General features: G+C 63.2%; 20 protein-coding genes. 11 read left to right on the top strand and 9 right to left on the bottom strand.

Going from position 1 to position 21,078, the window contains the following annotated elements; genetic code table 11:
* Positions 1-71: 71 nt before the first annotated feature.
* Complete coding sequence (locus AC0V2Y_RS11790) at positions 72-872, top strand: AraC family transcriptional regulator (protein WP_475415259.1); 801 nt, start codon at positions 72-74, stop codon at positions 870-872.
* On the opposite strand, the gene fliD is transcribed toward AC0V2Y_RS11790, so the two are convergent.
* The 4 genes from fliD to alr form a co-directional block, all read right to left on the bottom strand.
* Positions 869-2,254: a flagellar filament capping protein FliD gene (fliD, locus tag AC0V2Y_RS11785; protein ID WP_475415258.1), complete on the bottom strand. Its 1,386-nt coding sequence runs from the start codon at positions 2,252-2,254 to the stop codon at positions 869-871. The genes AC0V2Y_RS11790 and fliD overlap by 4 nt on opposite strands.
* Before the next feature lie 228 nt (positions 2,255-2,482).
* Positions 2,483-2,803, bottom strand: a complete 321-nt coding sequence (locus tag AC0V2Y_RS11780) for a PilZ domain-containing protein (protein ID WP_475415257.1) — start codon at positions 2,801-2,803, stop codon at positions 2,483-2,485.
* Positions 2,804-2,934: 131 nt separating this feature from the next.
* A complete protein-coding gene (gene radA / locus AC0V2Y_RS11775) occupies positions 2,935-4,311 on the bottom strand; it encodes a DNA repair protein RadA (protein WP_230540493.1) in 1,377 nt (458 codons plus the stop codon).
* Positions 4,312-4,385: 74 nt separating this feature from the next.
* Positions 4,386-5,477, bottom strand: a complete 1,092-nt coding sequence (gene alr, locus AC0V2Y_RS11770) for an alanine racemase (RefSeq protein WP_475415256.1) — start codon at positions 5,475-5,477, stop codon at positions 4,386-4,388.
* A 259-nt stretch (positions 5,478-5,736) separates the two neighbouring features.
* On the opposite strand from alr, the gene lplT reads away from it, so the two are divergent.
* Positions 5,737-6,999, top strand: a complete 1,263-nt coding sequence (lplT, locus tag AC0V2Y_RS11765) for a lysophospholipid transporter LplT (protein WP_475415255.1) — start codon at positions 5,737-5,739, stop codon at positions 6,997-6,999.
* A gap of 75 nt (positions 7,000-7,074) precedes the next feature.
* Here lplT and AC0V2Y_RS11760 read toward each other — a convergent pair whose 3' ends face one another.
* From AC0V2Y_RS11760 to tsaB, 4 genes are all read right to left on the bottom strand, one after another.
* On the bottom strand, positions 7,075-8,013 hold the full coding sequence (locus tag AC0V2Y_RS11760) for a DUF1853 family protein (protein ID WP_475415254.1): 939 nt from the start codon (positions 8,011-8,013) through the stop codon (positions 7,075-7,077).
* Positions 8,006-8,773 carry a uracil-DNA glycosylase gene (locus tag AC0V2Y_RS11755; protein WP_475418341.1) on the bottom strand — a complete coding sequence of 256 codons (768 nt, stop codon included), beginning with the start codon at positions 8,771-8,773 and terminating at the stop codon, positions 8,006-8,008. The genes AC0V2Y_RS11760 and AC0V2Y_RS11755 overlap by 8 nt, the downstream gene beginning before the upstream one ends.
* A gap of 128 nt (positions 8,774-8,901) precedes the next feature.
* On the bottom strand, positions 8,902-9,393 hold the full coding sequence (gene rimI / locus AC0V2Y_RS11750; protein ID WP_475415252.1) for a ribosomal protein S18-alanine N-acetyltransferase: 492 nt from the start codon (positions 9,391-9,393) through the stop codon (positions 8,902-8,904).
* Entirely contained in the window at positions 9,390-10,115 is a 726-nt protein-coding gene (tsaB, locus tag AC0V2Y_RS11745) for a tRNA (adenosine(37)-N6)-threonylcarbamoyltransferase complex dimerization subunit type 1 TsaB (protein WP_475415251.1), read from the bottom strand. Before tsaB ends, rimI begins: the two co-directional genes overlap by 4 nt.
* Positions 10,116-10,366: 251 nt before the next feature.
* Here tsaB and dapC point away from each other — a divergent pair, with 251 nt between their 5' ends.
* From dapC to AC0V2Y_RS11705, 8 genes are all read left to right on the top strand, one after another.
* The gene (gene dapC / locus AC0V2Y_RS11740; protein WP_475415250.1) at positions 10,367-11,596 is read left to right on the top strand and encodes a succinyldiaminopimelate transaminase; all 1,230 of its coding nucleotides are present in this window, start codon (positions 10,367-10,369) and stop codon (positions 11,594-11,596) included.
* Positions 11,597-11,613: 17 nt separating this feature from the next.
* Positions 11,614-12,441 (top strand): 2,3,4,5-tetrahydropyridine-2,6-dicarboxylate N-succinyltransferase, encoded by an 828-nt coding sequence (gene dapD / locus AC0V2Y_RS11735; RefSeq protein WP_070223998.1) that lies wholly within the window; start codon positions 11,614-11,616, stop codon positions 12,439-12,441.
* Between the two features lie 122 nt (positions 12,442-12,563).
* A complete protein-coding gene (locus tag AC0V2Y_RS11730; RefSeq protein ID WP_475415249.1) occupies positions 12,564-14,111 on the top strand; it encodes an FAD-dependent oxidoreductase in 1,548 nt (515 codons plus the stop codon).
* 115 nt (positions 14,112-14,226) lie between these two features.
* Positions 14,227-14,943 carry a hypothetical protein gene (locus tag AC0V2Y_RS11725; RefSeq protein ID WP_475415248.1) on the top strand — a complete coding sequence of 239 codons (717 nt, stop codon included), beginning with the start codon at positions 14,227-14,229 and terminating at the stop codon, positions 14,941-14,943.
* A 422-nt stretch (positions 14,944-15,365) separates the two neighbouring features.
* Positions 15,366-15,722 carry an ArsC family reductase gene (locus tag AC0V2Y_RS11720; RefSeq protein ID WP_475415247.1) on the top strand — a complete coding sequence of 119 codons (357 nt, stop codon included), beginning with the start codon at positions 15,366-15,368 and terminating at the stop codon, positions 15,720-15,722.
* 69 nt (positions 15,723-15,791) lie between these two features.
* Entirely contained in the window at positions 15,792-16,928 is a 1,137-nt protein-coding gene (dapE, locus tag AC0V2Y_RS11715; RefSeq protein ID WP_475415246.1) for a succinyl-diaminopimelate desuccinylase, read from the top strand.
* Positions 16,929-16,984: 56 nt separating this feature from the next.
* A complete protein-coding gene (prmB, locus tag AC0V2Y_RS11710; protein ID WP_475415245.1) occupies positions 16,985-17,875 on the top strand; it encodes a 50S ribosomal protein L3 N(5)-glutamine methyltransferase in 891 nt (296 codons plus the stop codon).
* A gap of 89 nt (positions 17,876-17,964) precedes the next feature.
* Positions 17,965-19,959, top strand: coding sequence for an ATP-binding cassette domain-containing protein (locus AC0V2Y_RS11705; protein WP_475415244.1), 1,995 nt, complete (start codon positions 17,965-17,967; stop codon positions 19,957-19,959).
* Between the two features lie 41 nt (positions 19,960-20,000).
* Here the strand turns inward: AC0V2Y_RS11705 and AC0V2Y_RS11700 are convergent, their stop codons facing one another.
* Positions 20,001-20,483, bottom strand: coding sequence for a chemotaxis protein CheW (locus AC0V2Y_RS11700; RefSeq protein ID WP_475415243.1), 483 nt, complete (start codon positions 20,481-20,483; stop codon positions 20,001-20,003).
* 196 nt (positions 20,484-20,679) lie between these two features.
* On the opposite strand from AC0V2Y_RS11700, the gene arfB reads away from it, so the two are divergent.
* Positions 20,680-21,078, top strand: a complete 399-nt coding sequence (gene arfB, locus AC0V2Y_RS11695) for an alternative ribosome rescue aminoacyl-tRNA hydrolase ArfB (RefSeq protein WP_034749850.1) — start codon at positions 20,680-20,682, stop codon at positions 21,076-21,078.

Genomic DNA, 21,078 nt, shown 5'->3' with positions numbered 1-21,078 from the left:
CAAGTGTATGCAAAATACCATCGTCTGTTTTCCGACAGAACGACATAATTTATCGAATTAAGGCCAAGCTGATGGGTGTACCTATCCTCCACCATACCCGCATGTGTCCGCCGCGGGAAGCGCCCAGCGCGACCATCCCCGTGACGATGATCGCGCGCGATTTGCAACCCGATGAATTCTTGTTACCGCACAGCCACCCCTGGGGCCAGGTCACGATGGCGCTCGAAGGCGTGCTGCGCATCACCGCCAACAACAGCAGCTGGGTGCTGCCGCCGATGCGCGCCATCTGGATCGCGCCCAACGTGGAACATGCAGTCACGATACTGGAAAAAACCCGCTTGCGCCCCCTGTGCATCCATGCCGCGCGCGCGCCGTTCGCGGGCCACGACTGCAAGGTGCTGGAAGTATCGAACCTGCTGCGCCAGCTGATCATGGCGCTGGAACAGCTGGACCCGGGCCAGGAGCCGGCGCGCGAGGCCTTGCTGGCCGAACTGATCCTCGATGAATTGAAACGCTCGTCCACGCGCCCCATCCGCGTCCCCTTGCCCAGCGACAAGCGCCTGAAGACCCTGTGCGACAGCCTGATCGAGAAGCCGGGTTCGAACCAGACCCTGGAACACTGGGCGCAGCTGGTCGGCGCCTCGGAGCGTACCCTGGCGCGGCTGTTCGAACGGGAATTGGGCATGAGTTTTGGCCAGTGGCGCCAGCAGGTGCGCCTGGCGCACGCGGCGCCCCTGATCGCGCGCGGCGTGCCGCTGTCGCAGGTGGCCGAAGAACTGGGCTACGCCAGCCAGTCAGCCTTTTCCGCCATGTTCAAGAAGACCTTCGGCAGTTCGCCGTCGGCGTTCTTTGCCCAGGGCGAACGCTCTTAAGCCATGAAGTCGAACAAGGAGTTCTTGCCCGTATAACCCGGCAAGGCCGAGTTCGTGCCCATCTGCTCCTGGGCCGAATACGCCTTCACCAGCGCCTGCGCCTGGGCCGTCAGCGCCTTGGCCAGCACGGCTTTCTTGTTGGTCAGGGTGGTGATCTCCTTGCCGACCGTCTGCACTTCCTTGCGGATGATGCTCGTTTCGCCCGTCAGCTCGCCGATCTTGCTGGCGAACTGGTCCGCCACGCCCTTGCCGTTATTGGTAAACATCTTGCTGACGGCGTCCGGATCGGCCGCGATGGCCGCCTTGAGCTTCTTGTCGTCGAGCACCAGCTCGCCGCTCTTGCCCAGGGTCACGCCGGCGCTGCCCAGCACCGACGATGGCACGCCCGTGCTGGCCGTGCGCAACACTTGCTCCATCTGCGAGCGCACCTGGCCCAGGGCCGTGTCGGATTTCAAATCGCCCTGCTGCAGGCTCTGCAGCTTGCTGTTGAGCTCATTGTAGGCCGTGACGAAACTGGCCACGTTGGTGGCGATCTGGCTGCTGTCCTTGGCGATGACGAGATCCGTCGTGCCCTTTTTCTTCAATTCGATGGTGGCGCCCTCGACGGCCGTCGTCAGGGTATTCGTGGCGCTCTTGATGTCCTTGCCGTCGACGGTCAGCAGCGCGTCCTGCGCGGCGGCCGTCTGCTGCATGCCCTTGCCGGCGCCAGGCGCATAGCTGAGCAGATTGCTGACGGCCGCGTCGCCGGACACGCTGATGCGCATGCTGCTGTCGGCGCCGCTCTTGCCATTGATGGCCAGCGAATAGCCGTCGGCGCCCTTCACCACGCTGGCGTCGATGCCCTGCTGCTTCAGCGCGGCGGCGATGCCGTCGAGGCTATTGTTGCTGCTGTCGATGGTCACCGCAATGATCTTGCCGCTGCCGGGCGTAAATTGCTTGCCGTCGGCCGTGCCCACCTCGATCTTGACCAGCGCCGGCGCGCCCGTGCCGATGGCCGCGCTCGAGGATTTCTGCGCGCCGCTGAGCAGGGTCTGTCCCTGCGCCAGTTGCTTGACGTTCAATTCATGGCTGCCGCTGACGGCCTTGTCGGTGGTGGTGGCGCTCAGCACGTCCTTGGCGCTCGACGTGGCCGACGTGGCCAGGCCGCTGCCGGCCATGTTCTTGGCCACGGTCTGGAATTTCGCCAGCGCCGATTGAAGCTGGCCCAGGCCCGAGAACTTGGCCTGGTCGCGCGCCAGGCTGGCATTGAGCTTGACGACGCCCGTGTTCTGCGACTGCATCTGACGCTCCACCTTCGCATACACATCGGCCGAAATATTGCCCTGCGTCGTCTGCTGCGTGTTGTTGGTGTAAGCCCTGCTGTTGATGGTCGAATTAAACATGGTAGGCGTTCCCGTCGGGTGTATGGTCATGGCACACGGTTCAGGTCGTGACCGTGCTGCGCTGAAACGGACGGCAGGCGCGCGTGGCGCGGCGGCGTCCCTCTTCTGGTTGATAATTATGCAGTATTACCGGAATATCAAAACAGCGAACAGAACAGGTTTTTCCTGACTGCAAACCCATATGCACCATGTTAGCGCATTTCACCGGCAGCACTTTCCGGACGCGACTCAGCGCATGAATTTCGAAATGGCGCTGCTGACGGCCATGTCCAGCTGCAGGAAAGTGAGTCCCACCTTGAAACCTGCACTGCTGAAAATACAGTGCGAGACGGACGCGCGCGCCTCGATGATGTGCGCCGAGCCGTCGTAAAACAACTCGAACAGCACCTTGCCCTGCTTGCCTGTCGGCACCGGTTCCGCGATGACGGCCGACATGCCGCCCGGCCCCACATCGAGGGTGCGCGCCGCCACGGGACCCGCGCCATCCATAACCAACATTGCCTTGGCACGCAATATCTTGCGTGCGCCCTGCCTTTGCTCAACTGACACTGTATTCCGCTTCTCTATCAATTCATTGTCGACGCGAACTCGCTGCGCGAATCCATCGGACAAATATTATAGTTCTAAACGGAAATTTAGTTTGACTTGTCTCAAGCTTGGCATTTAAACCATACCAACTCTTACTCCAGGTCGCGCAATTTATTAAATGCTTCGTCGATGCGCTCCACGCCGATGACCTTGAGGCCTTCGATGACCTGCTTCGGCAGGTTGGACTTGGGCACCACGGCCAGGGTAAAGCCCAGCTTGGCCGCTTCGCGCAAGCGCTCCTGGCCCCGTGGCGCGGGGCGGATTTCACCGGCCAGCCCCACTTCGCCAAACACCACGAGTCCGCGCGGCAAGGGCTTGTTGCGCATCGACGAGTTAATCGCCAGCAACACGGCCAGGTCGGCCGCCGGTTCCGTAATTTTGACGCCGCCGACGGCATTGATGAAGACGTCCTGGTCGAAGGCGGCGATGCCCGCATGGCGGTGCGCCACGGCCAGCAGCATGGCCAGGCGGTTCTGCTCCAGGCCGACGGACAGCCGGCGCGCATTCGGCAGGTGGCTGGTGTCGACGAGAGCCTGGATTTCCACCAGCAGGGGACGCGTGCCCTCCTGCGTCACCATCACGCACGAGCCGGGCACTTGATTATCGTGCTGCGACAGGAACAGCGCCGACGGGTTCGACACCCCCTTCAAGCCCTTTTCCGTCATGGCGAACACGCCCAGTTCGTTGACGGCGCCGAAACGGTTCTTGATGGCGCGCACGAGGCGGAAACTGGAATGGGCGTCGCCCTCGAAATACAGCACCGTGTCGACGATGTGCTCGAGCACGCGGGGGCCGGCCAGCGCGCCCTCTTTCGTCACGTGGCCCACCAGGATGATGGTCACGCCCGTCTGCTTGGCCGCCCGCGTCAGCTGCGCCGCGCATTCGCGCACTTGCGCCACGGAACCGGGCGCCGAGCTGAGGGCGTCCGAATACACGGTCTGGATCGAGTCGATGACCACCACTTCCGGTTTTAAATCGGCCAACGTGGCGAGGATCTTTTCCAGCTGGATCTCGGCCTGCAATTTGAGTTCCTTGGCGTCGATGACGAGGCGCTTGGCGCGCAGGGCGATCTGCGCGCCCGACTCTTCGCCGCTGACGTACAGCACGCGCTTGTGGTGCGACATGTTCGCCAGCGCCTGCAGCAGCAGGGTCGACTTGCCGATGCCGGGGTCGCCGCCGATCAGCACCACGCCGCCCGCCACCATGCCGCCGCCCAGCACGCGGTCGAATTCCTCGATGCCCGTGCCGAAGCGGGGCACGTCGATGGCGTCGATATCATCGAGCGACAGCACGGGCGCCGTCTGCGCCAGCGACATGTGCTGCGGGTTCGAATAGCGGTTGTTGCCGCCCGTCTCGGGCAGGGTTTCCACCATGGTATTCCACTGGTTGCACGAGGTGCATTGCCCCATCCATTTGTTGCTGATGGCGCCGCAATCGCTGCAGGTGTAGATGGTCTTGACTTTTGCCATGGTGTACTTTGCCCGGGTAAGATGAAATAGCTGGTTATATATACAGTATATACAAACCGCGCTTGCGCGTCACCCTACGCTTCGTTCACCGGAACGCGCGGCGCCAGCGCGCACATCAGCTCGTAGCCGATGGTGCCGGCGGCCAGGGCCACCTCGTCGATCGGCATGCCCTGGCCCCACAAAGTGACGGCACTGCCGACCTTTGCGCCAGGTACCTGCGTCAGGTCGACCATCAGCATGTCCATCGACACCCTGCCGATCAGCCCCGTGCGCACGCCGTCGACCAGCACGGGCGTGCCTTCGGGCGCGTGGCGCGGGTAGCCGTCCGCATAGCCGCACGCCACCACGCCCACCTTGACGTTGCCGGCCGCCTCATAGCGGCTGCCGTAGCCGACCACTTCGCCGGCGGCGATATCCTGGATGCCGATGATGCTGCTGCGCAAGGTCATGGTGGGCAGCAAGCCGAAGTCCTGCGCGGACGTGCCGCCGGGAGCACCGCTGGGCGTGCCGCCATACAGCATGATGCCGGGGCGCACCCAGTCGCTGTCCAGATGGTGCATCAGCACGCCGGCCGAATTGCACAGGCTGCGCGGCAGCGGCGTACCGATGCTGGACGCGCCCGCCTCAAAACGCAGCATCTGCTGGGCCAAAGGCAGGCGCGTGGGTCCCGCCTCGTCCGCATTGGCGAAATGCGTCATCAGGGTAATCGTGCCGATATGCGGCATGGCGCGCAGGCGCGCATACGCGGCGGCGATGGCGTGCGGCATGAAGCCCAGGCGGTTCATGCCTGTATTCATTTTCAGGTGCACGTCGATGGGGTGCGGCAAGCGCGCCGCTGCCAGCATGGCGATCTGTTCCTCGCAATGCACGCTGCCGTTCAAGCCATATTGGGCCATGAGCGGCAAATCGCTGGCATCGAAAAACCCTTCCAGCAGCAGGATGGGCTTGCTCCAGCCCAGTTCGCGCAAGCGCACGGCGTAATCGACCTCGACCAGCGCCAGACCATCGGCCTCGGCAAAGCCCCGCATGGCCCGTTCCAGGCCATGGCCATAGGCATTTGCCTTGACGACGGCCCACACCTTGGCGCCGCGGGCAGCGGCACGGGCACGCGCCAGATTGTGTTGCATGGCATCGAGATGGATGGTGGCGAGGAGTGGCCTGGGCATAAGCGTGACACACGGCAAGTGGGAAAGCCGTATTTTACCGGATGGGCCGCAAGCGGGGACCGCAAGCTGGTCCGCCGGCGAGCACCAGACCGGCGTCCAGGACACCATGTACAAAATGCTCACATGTGATGTATTTTTCTACGGCAGATTAATTAAGCTTCGCTTAGGCAAGACTATGCAAAGCGGCCCCGTCCAAACTTGGGGTTTGCCGTTTTTTCGTGGTATAAAGCAAGCCAGATATGATTTCAGGCATTCCAGAATGAATCGTGGTTTTTATACCATCATGGCGGCGCAGTTCTTTTCCTCGCTGGCCGATAACGCCCTCTTTTTTGTCGCCGTCGATTTATTGGTGTCCATGAAATCCCCGGCGTGGATCACGCCGCTACTCAAATTATCGTTCGTCTTGTTTTACGTGCTGTTGGCCGCTTTTGTCGGCGCTTTCGCGGATGCTTTGCCGAAAGGCAAGGTCATGTTCATCGCCAACATGGTCAAGATCTTCGGCTGCGCCCTCGTCTTCTTCCATGTACACCCTCTGCTGGCCTACGCCGTCGTCGGTTTCGGCGCGGCCGTGTATTCGCCCGCCAAGTACGGCATCCTGACGGAACTGCTGCCGCCGGAAAAGCTCGTGGCGGCGAACGGCTGGATCGAAGGCTTGACCGTCACCTCCATCATCCTCGGCACCGTCATGGGCGGCGCGCTCGTCAGCGGCCACGTGTCCGACCTGCTGCTGTCCTTCGACTTCCCCCTGATCGACACGGGCATCACCAGCAAGACGGAAGCGGCCCTGTGCGTGGTGGTCGGCATCTATGCGCTGGCAACCCTGGCCAACCTGAAGATTCCAGACACGGGCTGCGTGTATCCGCACCAGGAGCGCAATCCTATCAAACTGATCACCGATTTTGCCAATTGCTATTCCATCCTGTGGAAAGACAAGCTGGGTCAGATCACCCTGGCCGTGACGACCCTGTTCTGGGGCGCTGGCGCCACCTTGCAGCTGATCGTGCTGGAGTGGGCCAAGCAATCGCTGAACATGCCGTTCGACAAGGCGACCAGCCTGGTGGGCGTGGTCGCCATCGGCGTGGCGGCCGGCGCCGTGCTGTCGGCGCGCTTTATTCCGCTGCGCAAGTCGCTGACCGTCATTCCGCTCGGCATCGCCATGGGCGTGATCGTCATGATGATGACGCAAGTGCACTCCGTATGGATCGCCTACCCGCTGCTGATCCTGATCGGCGCCCTGTCCGGCTTCTTCGTCGTGCCCATGAATGCCCTGTTGCAACATCGCGGCCACGTGCTGATGAGCGCAGGCCATTCCATCGCCGTGCAGAACTTCAATGAAAACCTGTCGATTCTCACCATGCTGGCCGTGTATTCGATCATGATCCGCTTGCACCTGCCGCTCAATATCATCATTACCCTGTTCGGCCTGTTCGTCGCTGGCACCATGTACGCCATCATGCGCAAGCACAAGCTGAACCAGGCTGAGCATGACAACTTGTCATTGATTGGCGAGCAGAAGCATTAAGCAATGTGGCGTCGGATTACGCGCTATGCGCTAATCCGACCTACATGACTCCGGCGTTACGGCTTTGGTTCTTGGTTACGCAGGTAGCGCACCTGCTATCCGCCGCGCGGCTGCCTGCTCCGTCCAGTCATGGGGCACGACAAAACCGCGCGTGCGCTCCACTTCCCAGCCTTCGATAGTATCCACCGTGGCCACCATCACCGGTTGCGCCAGATCAAACAACTGCGCGCGCAAGGCTTCCACATCCAGCACTGCCACCCCGCACCCCTTGAACGGCGCCAGCCATTGCAGGCGCGGCAGCACGATATAACGCTGTTCCGGCAATTGTGCCGGCGTGCACCAGAAGCCGTGACCGTGTGCCGGGGAAATGCCGTCCATGCCGGGCGCCGTGCCGAGGGCGTAAAACAGCCAGCCCTTGACGAGCGCCTGCGCCGCGCGCACGGGCTGCGCCAGCAGGCTTTGCGCGGCCGGATGGCGGGACAGGGCCAGTTGCTTGTCGAGAATTTTGCGCATCTTCAAGCCCAGGGTGTCGGCCAGATTCGGGCCGATCAAGTGGTTGAAGACGCCGGGATCGGGCGTGCCTTCGAGCAGGTAGAACTTGGTGGCGAATTCCCAGTGCAGCAATTCACTGTCGTCATGCAGCAGGAAATCGAATTCGCCGACCGTGTCGTTGCGGTTGACCTGCACCTGCAGGCCATGCGCAGCCAGCACGCCGTGTTGCTCAAAATAAAAGGCCAGCAGCTTTTCAGCATACAGGCCCAGGCGGGAATAGAATTTCGCCCCCAGCGCCGCATCGAGCGGCGATGGGTCATCCTGCAGCACCCCCAGCCAGGCGACCACGGCAGGCGTAACGGGAGGCAAGCTGGCGATGCGCCCACCCCAGTGGGGGCTGGACGGGTCCAGCAAGTCGGGCGAGTCGAGCAGCCAGGCCAGCGCCCGCACGCGGGGGTGCGTCAGATGGCCCCAACGGCGTTCGAAGCGGGCCTGGAAAGTAGCGACGGCCGTATCAACCACCGTGCGTGCTTTTCGCCAGGCACAGGTCGGCCCAGGCGCGCGCCTTGGCCTTGCCCGTCTCGTCCTGCAACAGCATTTCCAGATGGAAGGTGGCGATCAGCGAGGCATTGCCCAGCTGGCGCACCTTGCCGCGCACGGGCTTTTCGCCGGGATGGATGCCGGCGGCGGCCATCGAGCCGAGCGTCAAAATAGTGCGCGGCTGCAGCAGAGCCAGTTCGCGGTCAAAATACGGGCGGCAGGCGGCGGACTCGGCCTCGGTGGGCAAGCGTTCCTGGCCCGCCGCGTCGAGCGGACGGCATTTCAGCAAGTGCGTGATGTACACGTCGCTGGCCGCGTCAACGTCGATGGCTTTCAACATATTGTCGAGCAACCTGCCCTGCTCGCCCGGCAAGGCGCGCCCTTCGCGCTCTTCCAGCCGGGACGGGCTGCTGGCCAGCATCAGCCAGGCACCCTGGCGGTCGCCACGGCCCACGACGACGCCCTTGCGCGTCTTGCACAAGTCGCAGCGCGCGCATTTGGACACGGCGGCCGCCAAGCCATCCCAGTCGAGGGCGGCGATGTCCGTATCGCTGAGCTGTCTGGCGGGCGGCGGCGGAGGCGCATCGTCGAACCAGGCCGTGTCGTCGGGCGCGGCGGCAGGCACTGGCGTAGCGGCAACGGCGACGGGCGCTTCGGCCCGCACCTCGGCGGCAACTTCGACGACGACCGCAGCGGCCACCTCGGCAACCACCTCGATCACGGCTTCAGCGGCTTCGGCCACGGTTGGCTCCAAAGCGGCTTCCATCTCCACGGGAGCTTCAAGAGCTTCAATAGCCTCGGGGGCAACACCCTGGCGCAAGCGCCACAGGGGGCCGACACCCATTTCATCGAGGAAAACGGCGCTGCGGCTCATAAGGTATAACGCATGACGATGGCGTCCTCACGTTGCGAATTGGCCGCCGGATAATATCCCTTGCGGCGGCCTATCTGTTCAAATCCATAGCGCTGGTAAATATCGAGCGCGCGCGTATTCGACGGGCGCACTTCCAGCAGCATCGATTCCATGCCCAGCTGGCGCGCGCAGGCGCAGGACTGGTTCAGCAGGAAGCGGCCCAGCCCCTGCCCCTGGATGGCGCCCTCGACGGCCACGTTCAGCAAGTGCGCCTCATCGACGACCAGCATCAGCAAGAAGTAGCCGAGCAAGGTGCCATCCACGTCGCGCAGCACCCAGGCCGGGTAGCCGCTGTTGAGGGAATCGACGAAGTTGCCGTGCGTCCAGGGATGCGGGTACACGCGCTGCTCCAGCGCCAGCACCTCCAACAGGTCCGCCTCACGCATCGGCTGATAGTCGAGGCGCAGCAAGTCCCAGCCGGCCGCGCTGTCCTTGCCCGTCTCAATCATTGTGCCGACTCCGCAGCGGCCTTGGCGGCCTGCATGTCGAGGCGCTCGGCACTGGTATACGCGATCTTGTTGCGCAAATACAAAGGCTGCGCCTCGGCCGCCGTCACGCACCGGCCGGCCGCAAAGGCGATGCGCGCCAGCTGCGCCACCTGCACGGCGTGCGGCATGATGACGGCATCGGCCGTGGCGGTGCACGGCAACGCAGCCAGCGCCTCGGCATAGGCGCTAAAACCGTTGCCGCAGCCGGCCACGTCGCCTTGCGGCGCCACGCCGCTCGGCGCGCTCAGGGCCGGTGGCGAAACGATCCGCAAGCCATCCTGGTAATCATATTGCGCCCAGTACACTTCGCCCATGCGGGCGTCGAGCACGGTCACGATGTGCTGTGCGCCATGCTGCTGGTGGCATGCGAGGGCCATCGCGTCGAGCGTGACGACGGGCACGACGGGCAGCTTGGCGCCATAGGCCAGGCCTTGCGCGATGCCGCAGGCCGTGCGCACGCCCGTAAACGAGCCGGGGCCGGAGCCGTAGGCGATGGCATCCACGTCGGCCAGGGTCACGCCCGCTTCCGCCAGCAATTCCTGCACCATGGGCAAGATCGACTGGGAATGGGTGCGCACGCCCGACGAGGCACGGGACAGGACGACATCGCCGCGCAACAAGGCGCAGGAGGCGAGTTCGGACGAAGTTTCAATGGCAAGCAAGGTGGGAAGTAAGATAGGCATGCCGTATTTTACCTTGCCGCGCCATGGCGCGGCACTCCCCGCTGCGGCCTGCCCGGAGCAGGCGGGCAGCGGTCAAGCTGACGCGGCTTGCACAGCGGCCCCGCGAGGACGGCTATAATGAACGGCGCAGCCTATTATTTGACCGGCATCAAGTCTGCCGCGCCAAGCAATCGTTCAGCCATGACTAAGCAACACTACTAAGCTACATCGCTCAGCAACATCGTCTTTCCACTCTTGCCCTGGTCCGTTCCGTGAATCCACTTCTTGCTAAACTGCAACCATATCCATTCGAAAAGCTGCGCCAGCTGTTTGCCGGCGTGACGGTCAATCCCGAGTATGCGCCCATCAGCCTGGGCATGGGCGAACCCAAGCACCCGACGCCAGCCTTCATCGAGCAGGCGCTGGTCGACAATATCCACGGCCTGGCCAGCTATCCGACCACCATCGGTTCGGAAGCCTTGCGCAGCGCGATTGCCGGCTGGCTGGAGCGCCGCTACGGCATCCCCAAGCTCAATCCTGCCACGCAAATCCTGCCCGTGAACGGTTCGCGCGAAGCGCTGTTTGCGCTGGCGCAAACGGTGATCGATCCGTCGGCCGGTTCGCTCATGATCAGCCCGAATCCGTTCTACCAGATCTATGAAGGCGCGGCCTACCTGGCCGGCGCCGAACCGTATTTCGTCAACTCCGACCCGGCGCGCAATTTCGGCTGCGATTACGACAGCGTACCGGCCAGCGTGTGGGAAAAGGTCAAGCTGCTGTTCCTGTGTTCACCGGGCAACCCGACGGGCGCCGTGCTCACCCTGACGGACTGGGAACACCTGTTCGCCCTGTCCGAGCGCTATGACTTCGTCATCGCCGCCGACGAGTGCTATTCCGAGATCTACCACGGCGACACGCCCCCGCTGGGCGCGCTGCAGGCGGCGCACATGCTGGGCCTGTCCACCATCGAGCGCCCGTATGCGCGCCTGGTGGTGTTTTCCAGCCTGTCGAAGCGCTCGAACGTGCCGGGCATGCGCTCGGGCTTCGTCGCCGGCGACGCGGAAGTACTGAAAAAATTCCTGCTCTACCGAACCTACCACGGCGGCGCCATGAGCCCCGCCGTGCAGGCGGCCTCCGTCGCGGCCTGGAACGACGAAACCCACGTCGAGGAAAATCGCGCCAAGTACCGCGCCAAGTTCGACGCCATCACGCCGCTGCTGCAATCGGTGATGGACGTGCAATTGCCGGACGCCGGCTTCTACCTGTGGGCCGACGTCAGCCGCACGGGACTGTCCGACACAGAATTCGCGCAACGCCTGTACGCCGAATATAATGTCACGGTATTGCCTGGCAGCTACCTGGCGCGCGACGCGCACGGCATCAATCCGGGCCGCAACCGCATCCGCATGGCCCTGGTGGCCGAAACGGCCGAAGGGCTGGAAGCGGCCTTGCGCATAGTAAAATTCTGCCAGCAGCTTTCCGCATCCGCATCAACCAACTAAATGAACAAGACATCATCATGAGCCAACAACTGCAAACCATCATCGACCAGGCCTGGGAAAACCGCGCCGAGATCAATCCGCGCAACGGCACGGCCGAACTGCGCGACGCCGTCTCCCACGTCATCAATGGCCTGGACAACGGCAGCATCCGCGTGGCGGAAAAAACCTCGGGCGACTGGGTCGTCAACCAGTGGGTCAAGAAAGCCGTGCTGCTGTCGTTCCGCCTGGAAGACAACGTCGTCCTGCCATCGGATGGCACGATGCAGTTCTACGACAAGGTGCCGACCAAGTTCGCCAACTACACGGCCGAAGACTTCGCCAAGGGCGGTTTCCGCGTGGTGCCGCCTGCCGTCGCCCGCCGTGGCAGCTTCATCGCCAAGAACGTCGTGCTGATGCCGTCCTACGTCAACATCGGCGCCTACGTCGATGAAGGCGCCATGGTCGACACCTGGGCCACCGTCGGTTCCTGCGCGCAGATCGGCAAGAACGTCCACCTGTCCGGCGGCGTCGGCATCGGCGGCGTGCTGGAACCGATGCAAGCGAACCCGACCATCATCGAAGACAATTGCTTCATCGGCGCCCGTTCGGAAATCGTCGAAGGCGTCATCGTCGAAGAAAATTCCGTCATCTCGATGGGCGTGTACATCGGCCAGTCGACCAAGATCTACGACCGTGCCACGGGCGAAGTGACCTACGGCCGCGTGCCAGCCGGCTCCGTCGTGGTCTCAGGCAACCTGCCTTCGGAAGACGGCAAGTACTCGCTGTACTGCGCCGTGATCGTCAAGCGCGTCGATGCAAAAACCCGCGCCAAGACGGGCATCAACGAGTTGCTGCGCGGTATCTGATGACTGCGCCGCAAGGCGCACGCAGCACCCTGAATGTCCCGCTCCGGCGGGACATTTTCATTTCCGACTAGCAACTTCAATCGTCCCGCTGTCCTGTTCCATCCTGTCCTATACTGGATGGCATGAATACTCCTCCCGTCTTGATCGTCGGCGCCGGTCCTACCGGCCTCATGCTTGCCTTGCGCCTGGCGCGCCATGGCGTCGATTGCCGCATCATCGATAAAAACAGCGGCCCCGGGCAGGCGTCGCGGGCCATGGCCGTGCATGCGCGCACCCTGGAGTTTTACCAGCAGCTGGGCTTTGCGGACGAGCTGGTCAGCCTGGGCATCAAGATCAATGCCATGCACATCCACGAAGGGGGCGAAGAGCTGGTAAAACTGGCGCTGGGCGAGATCGGCGAAGGCCTGAGCCCCTATCCTTTCGTGCTGAGCCTACCCCAGGACGAGCATGAACGCTTTCTGATCAGCAAGCTGGCGGCGGCCGGCGTGCACGTGGAATGGAACGTCACGCTGGACCTGTGGACGCAGGACGATAGCGAAGTGCAAGCCATCCTGCTCCACAATGGCGAACGCCAATATTGCACGTTTGACTATATCTGCGGCTGCGACGGCGCCCGCAGCAAGGTACGCGAGATCGCCGGCTTCGCGTTCTCGGGCGGCACCTACGACCACCTGTACTACGTGGCCGACGCGCAAGTGGCCGGCAACAACACGGATTTGCACGCCCACCTGGGCGCGAACTCTTTCGCGCTGATGCTGCCCGTGCGCACCAGCGGCATGCAGCGCCTGATCGGCATCCTGCCCGACCGTTCCGACGGCGCGCCGGCGCCCGTCTTCGACGACGTGCGGGAACAGGTGCAAGCCTTGCTGGGCATCCACGTCGAACACGTGAACTGGTTTTCCACCTATAAAGTGCATCACCGGGTAGCGGCCCAATTCCGCGCCCGGCGCTGCTTCATCCTCGGCGACGCGGCCCACTTGCACAGCCCCGTGGGCGGCCAGGGCATGAACACGGGCCTGGGCGACGCCGTCAACCTGGCCTGGAAACTGGCGCAAAAGCTGCACGACCAGAGCAACGATGCCCTGCTCGACACCTATGAAAGCGAGCGCATCGTGTTTGCCCGCAAGCTCGTCGCCACAACCGACCGCGCCTTCCAGGCCATCGTCGCGCAAGGCATCGCCGGGCAATTCCTGCGGCGCTGGCTGGTGCCGCACGCGCTGCCCTTCCTGTCCGGCTTCGCGCGGGCGCGCCGCTTGCTGTTCAAGACCGTATCGCAAATCGAGATCAGCTATGAAGACAGCGCCCTCTCCGCCGGCCATGCGGAATACCTGCGCGGCGGCGACCGCCTGCCCTGGTTCTCGGACGGCACGCAAGACAATTTTATCGCCCTGCGCAGCATGGATTGGCAATTGCACATCTATGGCGAGCCGGCGCCCGAGCTGCTCGACGAGGCGCGCGTGCTGAAACTGCCCGTGCATTGCTACACCTATAACGTGGCCGCCAAGCTGGCCGGCCTGGGCCGCGACGCTGCCTACCTCGTACGCCCCGACGGCCACATCGCGCTGGCCCTGCACCTGCAGGAAAGCGGCGCCCTGCGCGCCCTGGCCTTGCGGCTGGGCCTGCATTTTGGTCCTGCCGAACCGGGCAAGGCGGCGCCACGGCCCGTGTAGGCCGCCGCACTCAAGGTTTGTGCTGCATCAACGCGTTGAGATTTAATTTACTTGCTTTGTTTGCTTTGTTTGACTTCGTGTCCTATGCTGAAACATGCATTGCAAGGAGTTGGCCATGTCAAACACATCAAACACACGTCGCCCTGCCAGCAATGGCGACACCGGCACAATTGATGAGGCAGCCCCCGAAGCCGCGCAGGCTCCAGCCGCCCCCTCGCTGGCCAGGCAGTTGGCGGATACGCTGGCTGCCAGCGCCACCGGCTTGCGCTTCAATATTGCGCAAGACACCTTCCAGGAAGCCTATGCATCGCTGCTGGACGCCGTACCGCACGACGACCGGCCCGCGCTGCTGGCGCAAATGCGGCGCGATCTCGATATCGTGGCCGAGCGCGAACTGAACCTGGCTTCCGTCCTCGACATTCAGGCAGGCCACGTCAGCACCCGGCAATTCATGCGCGGCCTGGAAGAGCAGGAACGGCAGCAGCGTGAAAAAGACGTGGCCTCGCACAGCTTGCTATCCGGCCCCGAATTGCGCGCCCGGCTGGCAGTCACGCCGCAGGCAATCAGTGCGGCAATGAAAGCCAGGCGCCTGTTCGCCTTGCGCGGCGCCTCCGGCGAATATGTTTACCCCGCATTTTTCGCCGATCCCCGCCACGACCGCCACACCCTGGAAAAAATCAGCAAAATTCTCGGTGACTTGCCCGGCGCCGCCAAATGGGACTTTTTTACCATCCCGCGCCTGTCGCTGGGCGGCAAGTCGCCGCTGCAAGCCTTGGCAAAAGGAAAACTCGACGCCGTAATGGCGGCCGCCCGCGCCTACGCCGACGAATAGCGGCGCCCCCGTGGCAACCTTGCGCCTGCCCCGCTTGCCGCAACTGCCCGCATCGCTGCAAACGGTGCGCTGCGATCCCGCCACCTTGTACCGGGTTTCCGGCCATGCCACGGGTGAACCGTACTTCGGCAGGGCGAATACCTACCGCTTCGACGATCCCCACCCGCAGGCGGCGACCCGATTCGGCACCTGCTATCTGGGTAGTTCGCTGGCCGTCGCCCTCGCTCCATCCGGACTTCGGCCAGGTGGCGACGCAACTGGGCATTCGCAGCGCCTGGCCCTGAACCTGCCCGTAACATGCAACCGTGTTGCACTGCCGCATCGACTACGCATCAACTGTATAATGGCGGCTACCATCGCATTTTGGCCTGGCGCAAGCGCCGCGATCAAGCGAACCGCATTCATTCCCCTTAGCCCTACCCATGACGACCATTACACTCTACGGTATCCCCAACTGCGATACCGTCAAAAAGGCCCGCACCTGGCTGGCCGCGCAGCAACTCGATTTCACCTTCCACGACTTCAAGAAGCAGGGCCTGGAACGCGCCACAGTGGAAGCGTGGCTCGGGCAATTGCCGTGGGATGTGCTGGTCAACAAGAAAGGCACGACCTGGCGCGCCCTGTCCGACGAGCGCAAAGCCGCCACCGTCGACGCCGCCAGCGCCCTGGAACTGATGCTGGAAAACCCATCCATCATCAAGCGCCCCGTGCTGGACAAGGATGGCCAGTTCAGCGTGGCGTTTTCCGATGCCCAGTACAAGAACATTTTTTCAGTTTAAACCCGACACCAGCAAGGCTGGGGTCGTACGGGGACGCCGAGTCCCAAGGGTACGACCCCGCTCCACACCATGACCACCTCCAAAACCCTCGCCCTGACCGAAAAACTGATCGCCCTATCCTCGGTCACGCCCGACGACAAAGGCTGCCAGCAGCACCTGATCGACCTCCTCACGCCGCTGGGCTTTGTCTGCGAGACGATCCAGTCGAACGACGTCACCAACCTGTGGGCACGCCGCGGCACCACCTCGCCCGTATTCGTCTTTGCCGGCCATACGGACGTGGTGCCGACCGGCCCCGTCGAGCAATGGCGCTCGCTGCCCTTCATTCCCACGCACCGCGACGGCAAGCTGTACGGCCGTGGCGCGGCCGACATGAAGACGTCGATCGCCGCCATGGTGGTCGCTTGCGAGGAATTCATCGCCGCCACGCCCGGGCACACGGGTTCCATCGCTTTTTTGATCACCAGCGACGAGGAAGGCCCGGCCACGGACGGCACCGTCATCGTCTGCGAGCAACTGAAGGCGCGCGGCGAGCAGATCGACTATTGCCTGGTCGGCGAGCCGACCTCGAGCTCGCAGCTGGGCGACATGATCAAGAACGGCCGCCGCGGCTCCCTGTCGGGCCGCCTGACGATCAAGGGCGTGCAAGGCCATATCGCCTACCCGCACCTGGCGAAAAACCCGATCCACGAGGCGGCGCAGGCGCTGGCCGACCTGGTCGAAGAGAAATGGGACGCCGGCAACGAGTATTACCTGCCGACCTCGTGGCAAATGTCGAACATCAACGCGGGCACGGGCGCCAATAACGTGATTCCGGGCGACATGGTGATCGATTTTAACTTCCGCTTTTCCACGGCCAGCACGGCGGAAAGCCTGCAGGAAAGAGTGCACGCCATCCTCGACAAGCATGACTTGCAATACGATTTACAATGGACCCTGAGCGGCCTGCCCTTCCTCACGCCGCGCGGCACCCTCTCCGATGCGCTGTCGTCGGCCATCCTGGAAGAAACGGGCCTCACGACGGAGCTGTCGACCACGGGCGGTACCTCGGATGGCCGGTTTATCGCGCAAATCTGCCCCCAAGTGATAGAATTCGGGCCGCCCAATGCCAGTATTCACAAGATCGACGAGCACATCGAACTGCGCCACATCGATCCCCTGAAGAATATTTACCGGCGCACGCTGGAGCATTTGCTGCCCGTCTGAACCAGAATACCGAGGCCCGTCACGGCGGGCCAGAACACCGTCTTTTCGAGAATGCCATGACCCCGAACCCGTTTTCCACGCCACGCGACCTGCTGCGCTACGCCGTCACCCGTTTCAACACCGCCAAGCTGTTTTTCGGCCACGGCAGCGCCGAAGCGTTCGACGAAGCGGCCTATCTGATCCTGCACACCTTGAAGTTGCCGCTCGACAAGCTGGAACCGTTTCTCGACGCCAAATTGCTGCCGTCGGAAGTGGCCAGCGTGATGACGGTCATCGACCGCCGCAGCATCGACCGCGTGCCGGCCGCCTACATCACCAAGGAAGGCTGGCTGGGCACGTATAACTTCTACGTCGACGAGCGCGTGATCGTGCCCCGCTCCTTCATCGCCGAGCTGATCCCTGAATACTTCTCGCCATGGGTGGCGGAACCGGAAGCCGTGGAAAACATCCTGGAACTGTGCACCGGTTCGGGCTGCCTGTCCATCATGATGGCCGATGCCTTCCCGAACGCCAGCGTCGACGCCGTGGACATTTCCGCCGATGCCCTGGCCGTGGCCAAGCGCAACGTCGACACGTACAAATTGCAAGACCGCGTGCACCTGATCGAATCGGACCTGTACACGAACGTGCCGGCCAAGAAATACGATTTGATCATCAGCAACCCGCCGTACGTGAATTCCGCGTCGATGGGCGCCCTGCCCCAGGAATACCTGGCCGAACCGCAGATCGCCCTCGACGGCGGCAGCGACGGCATGGACCTGGTGCGCAAGATCATCGCCGGCGCAGCCGAGCGCCTGACGGACGACGGCATCCTGATGATTGAAATCGGCAACGAACGCGCCTACGCGGAAGCGGCCTTCGGCGAGCTGGGCCTGACCTGGCTGACGACGAGCGCCGGCGACGACATGGTATTCCTGCTGACGGCCGAGCAGCTCAAGCTGGTTTGATCGACTTGGTAGGTCGGATTAGCGTAGCGTATTCCGACATGCCTGAATTTTACGGCGAGGGGTAAAGCCCAGCCTTCACAAAGAAAAAAATGATACGTTTCCTACAAGTAAGCCTGATGCGCGGCATCAAACCGTTGCTCGAACAAGTCGACGTCACCCTCAATCCGGGCGACAAGATCGGCCTGATCGGCGCCAATGGCGCGGGCAAATCGAGCCTGTTCGCCATGATGCGCGGCGAACTGCACCCTGACCAGGGCGAGATCGATTTCCCGGCCAAATGGCGCGTGGCTTACGTGGCGCAGGAAACGCCGCCGCTGGACCGTGCCGCACTCGACTACGCGATCGACGGCGACGTCACCTTGCGCAAGCTGGAAGCGGAACTGGCGCGCCTGGAATCGGAGCCGGCCACGTCGGAAAACGGCATCGCCATCGGCGAGATCTACAGCGCGCTGGCCGATGCCGACGCCTACACCGTGCAGTCGCGCGGCGAGCAATTGCTGCTGGGCCTGGGCTTTACCCTGGACCAGATGCAGCAGCCGGTGGCGAGTTTTTCCGGCGGCTGGCGCATGCGCTTGAACCTGGCGCAAGCGCTGATGTGCCCGTCCGACCTGCTGCTGCTCGATGAACCGACCAACCACTTGGACCTGGACGCCATCATCTGGCTGGAAGACTGGCTCAAGCGCTACGCCGGCACCTTGCTGATCATCTCCCATGACCGCGACTTCCTCGACGAAGTGGTCAACGTGGTCGTGCATATCGACGAGCGCAAGCTGAAACGCTATTCGGGCAACTACTCGAGCTTCGAGCGTCAGCGCGCGGCGCAGATGATCCTGGCCGCCGGCGCGCTGGAAAAGCAGCAGCGCAAGCGTGCCCATCTGGAATCCTTCGTAAACCGCTTCAAGGCGCAAGCCTCGAAGGCCCGCCAGGCGCAAAGCCGCATGAAGGCGCTGGCGAAGATGGAAGAACTGGCGCCCTTGCGCGCCGCCGCCGAATTCTCGTTCGAATTCCGCGAGCCTTTGAGCGCACCGAACCCGCTGCTGGTGATGGAAGACGTCGACGCGGGCTACAAGATCGAAAACGAGGCGACGGGCGAAATCACGCATAAAACCATCGTCAACGGCATCAAGTTTTCGCTGCAGATCGGCCAGCGCATCGGCCTGCTGGGCCAGAACGGCGCCGGCAAATCGACCCTGATCAAGACCATCGCCGGCGAACTGATGCCGTTGACGGGCGACGCCACCCTGGGCAAGGGCCTGAACATCGGCTACTTCGCCCAGCACCAGGTGGAAATGCTGCGCCACGACGAATCGCCGCTGTGGCATCTGTCGAAGATCGCCCCGACCACGCGCGAGCAGGAATTGCGCAACTTCCTGGGCGGCTTCAACTTCCCCGGCAACATGGTCACCAGCTCGATCGCGCCGTTCTCGGGCGGCGAAAAAGCCCGCCTGGCGCTGGCCCTGATCGTCTGGCAGCGCCCGAACCTGCTGCTGCTCGATGAGCCGACCAACCATCTGGACCTGGAAACGCGCGAAGCGCTGACGGAAGCCCTGGCGCAGTTCGAAGGCACCCTGGTCGTCGTATCCCATGATCGCCATTTGCTGCGCGCCACCACCGACGAATTCATCATCGTCGCCGACGGCAAGCTGCAGCCGTTCGACGGCGACCTGGACGACTACAAGGACTGGCTCTTCAAGACCAAGCTGGGCAAGGGTACCGATGTGCTGCCGGCCGCCGGCAAGGCCAACAAGACCGATTTCCCGGTAACGTCGTCCGTCCCTGCGCCGGCCGCCGCCCCTGCCGCGCCCGTGCGCGACAAGCGCAAGGAAGCGGAGGAACGCCAGAAAACGGCCGCCCTGCGCAAGCCGATCGAGAACAAGATCAAGCGTCAGGAAGAGCAGATCGCCAAGCGCAACGCGCAAAAGGCGGAAACCGATGCCAAGCTGGGCGAGCCGACCATCTATGACGCCGCCAACAAGGCCAAGCTGAAGCAATTGCTGGCCGACCAGACCTTCTTCACCAAGGACCTGGCGCAGCTGGAAGCGGAATGGCTCGATCTGCAGGATCAGCTGGAAAAACTCGCTTAATCAAGCAGCGACAAAAGACGACCTCCGGGTCGTCTTTTTTTTCAGGCTACCTGCATGGGACTGGGGCTGCGGATGGCCATCAGGCGGTCGATGTCGACGAGAATCAGGCGGCGGCCCGCCACCGTGCCCAGGCCCAGCAGATAGTCGGCCTCCGCCTCGCCCAGGCCGGGCACGGCGGCGATGTCGCCGGGCGCCAGGCTGACGATGTCGGTGACGCCGTCGACCACCATGCCCATCACGCCATTGCTCAGCTGCAGGATGATCACGTCGGTGGCCGGGTCGGGCGCGCCGTGGGCGCTGCCGAACGCGGCGCGCATGTCGACGATGGGGATGATCACGCCGCGCGAGACGGCCACGCTGTGCAGCACTTCCCCTTCCGAGGAAAAGCGGTCGAGCTCCTTGAGCGGACGCAATTCCCGCACGCAGCGGTAGTCGAGGCCGTATTCCAGGCCGCCCAGCCGAAAGCTCAAGTACTGCGTCAGGCATTGCGCGGTTGCGGCGCCAGGCGTGGTCGTCGGCTGCATGGTGTTCCTTTCATCCGGTAAGCGCTGCCAGGATGCGCAGTGGCGCAACGTTGGCCCCATGCTAACCAGCATCGCCACAGGCGGCGTTGAGAAACATCAACTTTCCAGGAAGGCATCATTGGCTGGCCGTCCCGGCCTTGCGCCGGCGCAGCCAACTTCCCTTACAATACCCACATCGTTTCTCCACAGGCAGGCCATGCAACACCTCGTCAATCCCGCTGAAGTTGAATTTTCCGCCATCCGCGCCCAGGGCCCGGGCGGGCAAAACGTCAACAAGGTGTCCAGCGCCATCCATTTGCGCTTTCCCATCGCCGCCTCGTCGCTGCCGGAAGCGTACAAGGAACGGCTGCTGGCCCTGCGCGACAGCCGCATCAGCAAGGATGGCGTGCTGGTCCTCAAGGCGCAGCAGTCGCGCAGCCAGGAGCAGAACAAGGAAGAAGCCTTGCGGCGCTTGCAGGAAATCATCGACAGCGTGACCTTCCTGCCCGCCGTGCGCCGCGCCACCAAGCCCACGCGCAGCTCGCAGCGGCGCCGCCTCGACAGCAAGAGCACGCACAGCGTCCTCAAGCAGTCGCGCGGCAAAGTCACGGATTAA

The organism is Janthinobacterium sp. BHSEK, from assembly GCF_056174685.1.
Note: the sequence above shows the minus strand (reverse complement) of the source record. Positions and strands in the feature narration are given on the sequence as shown.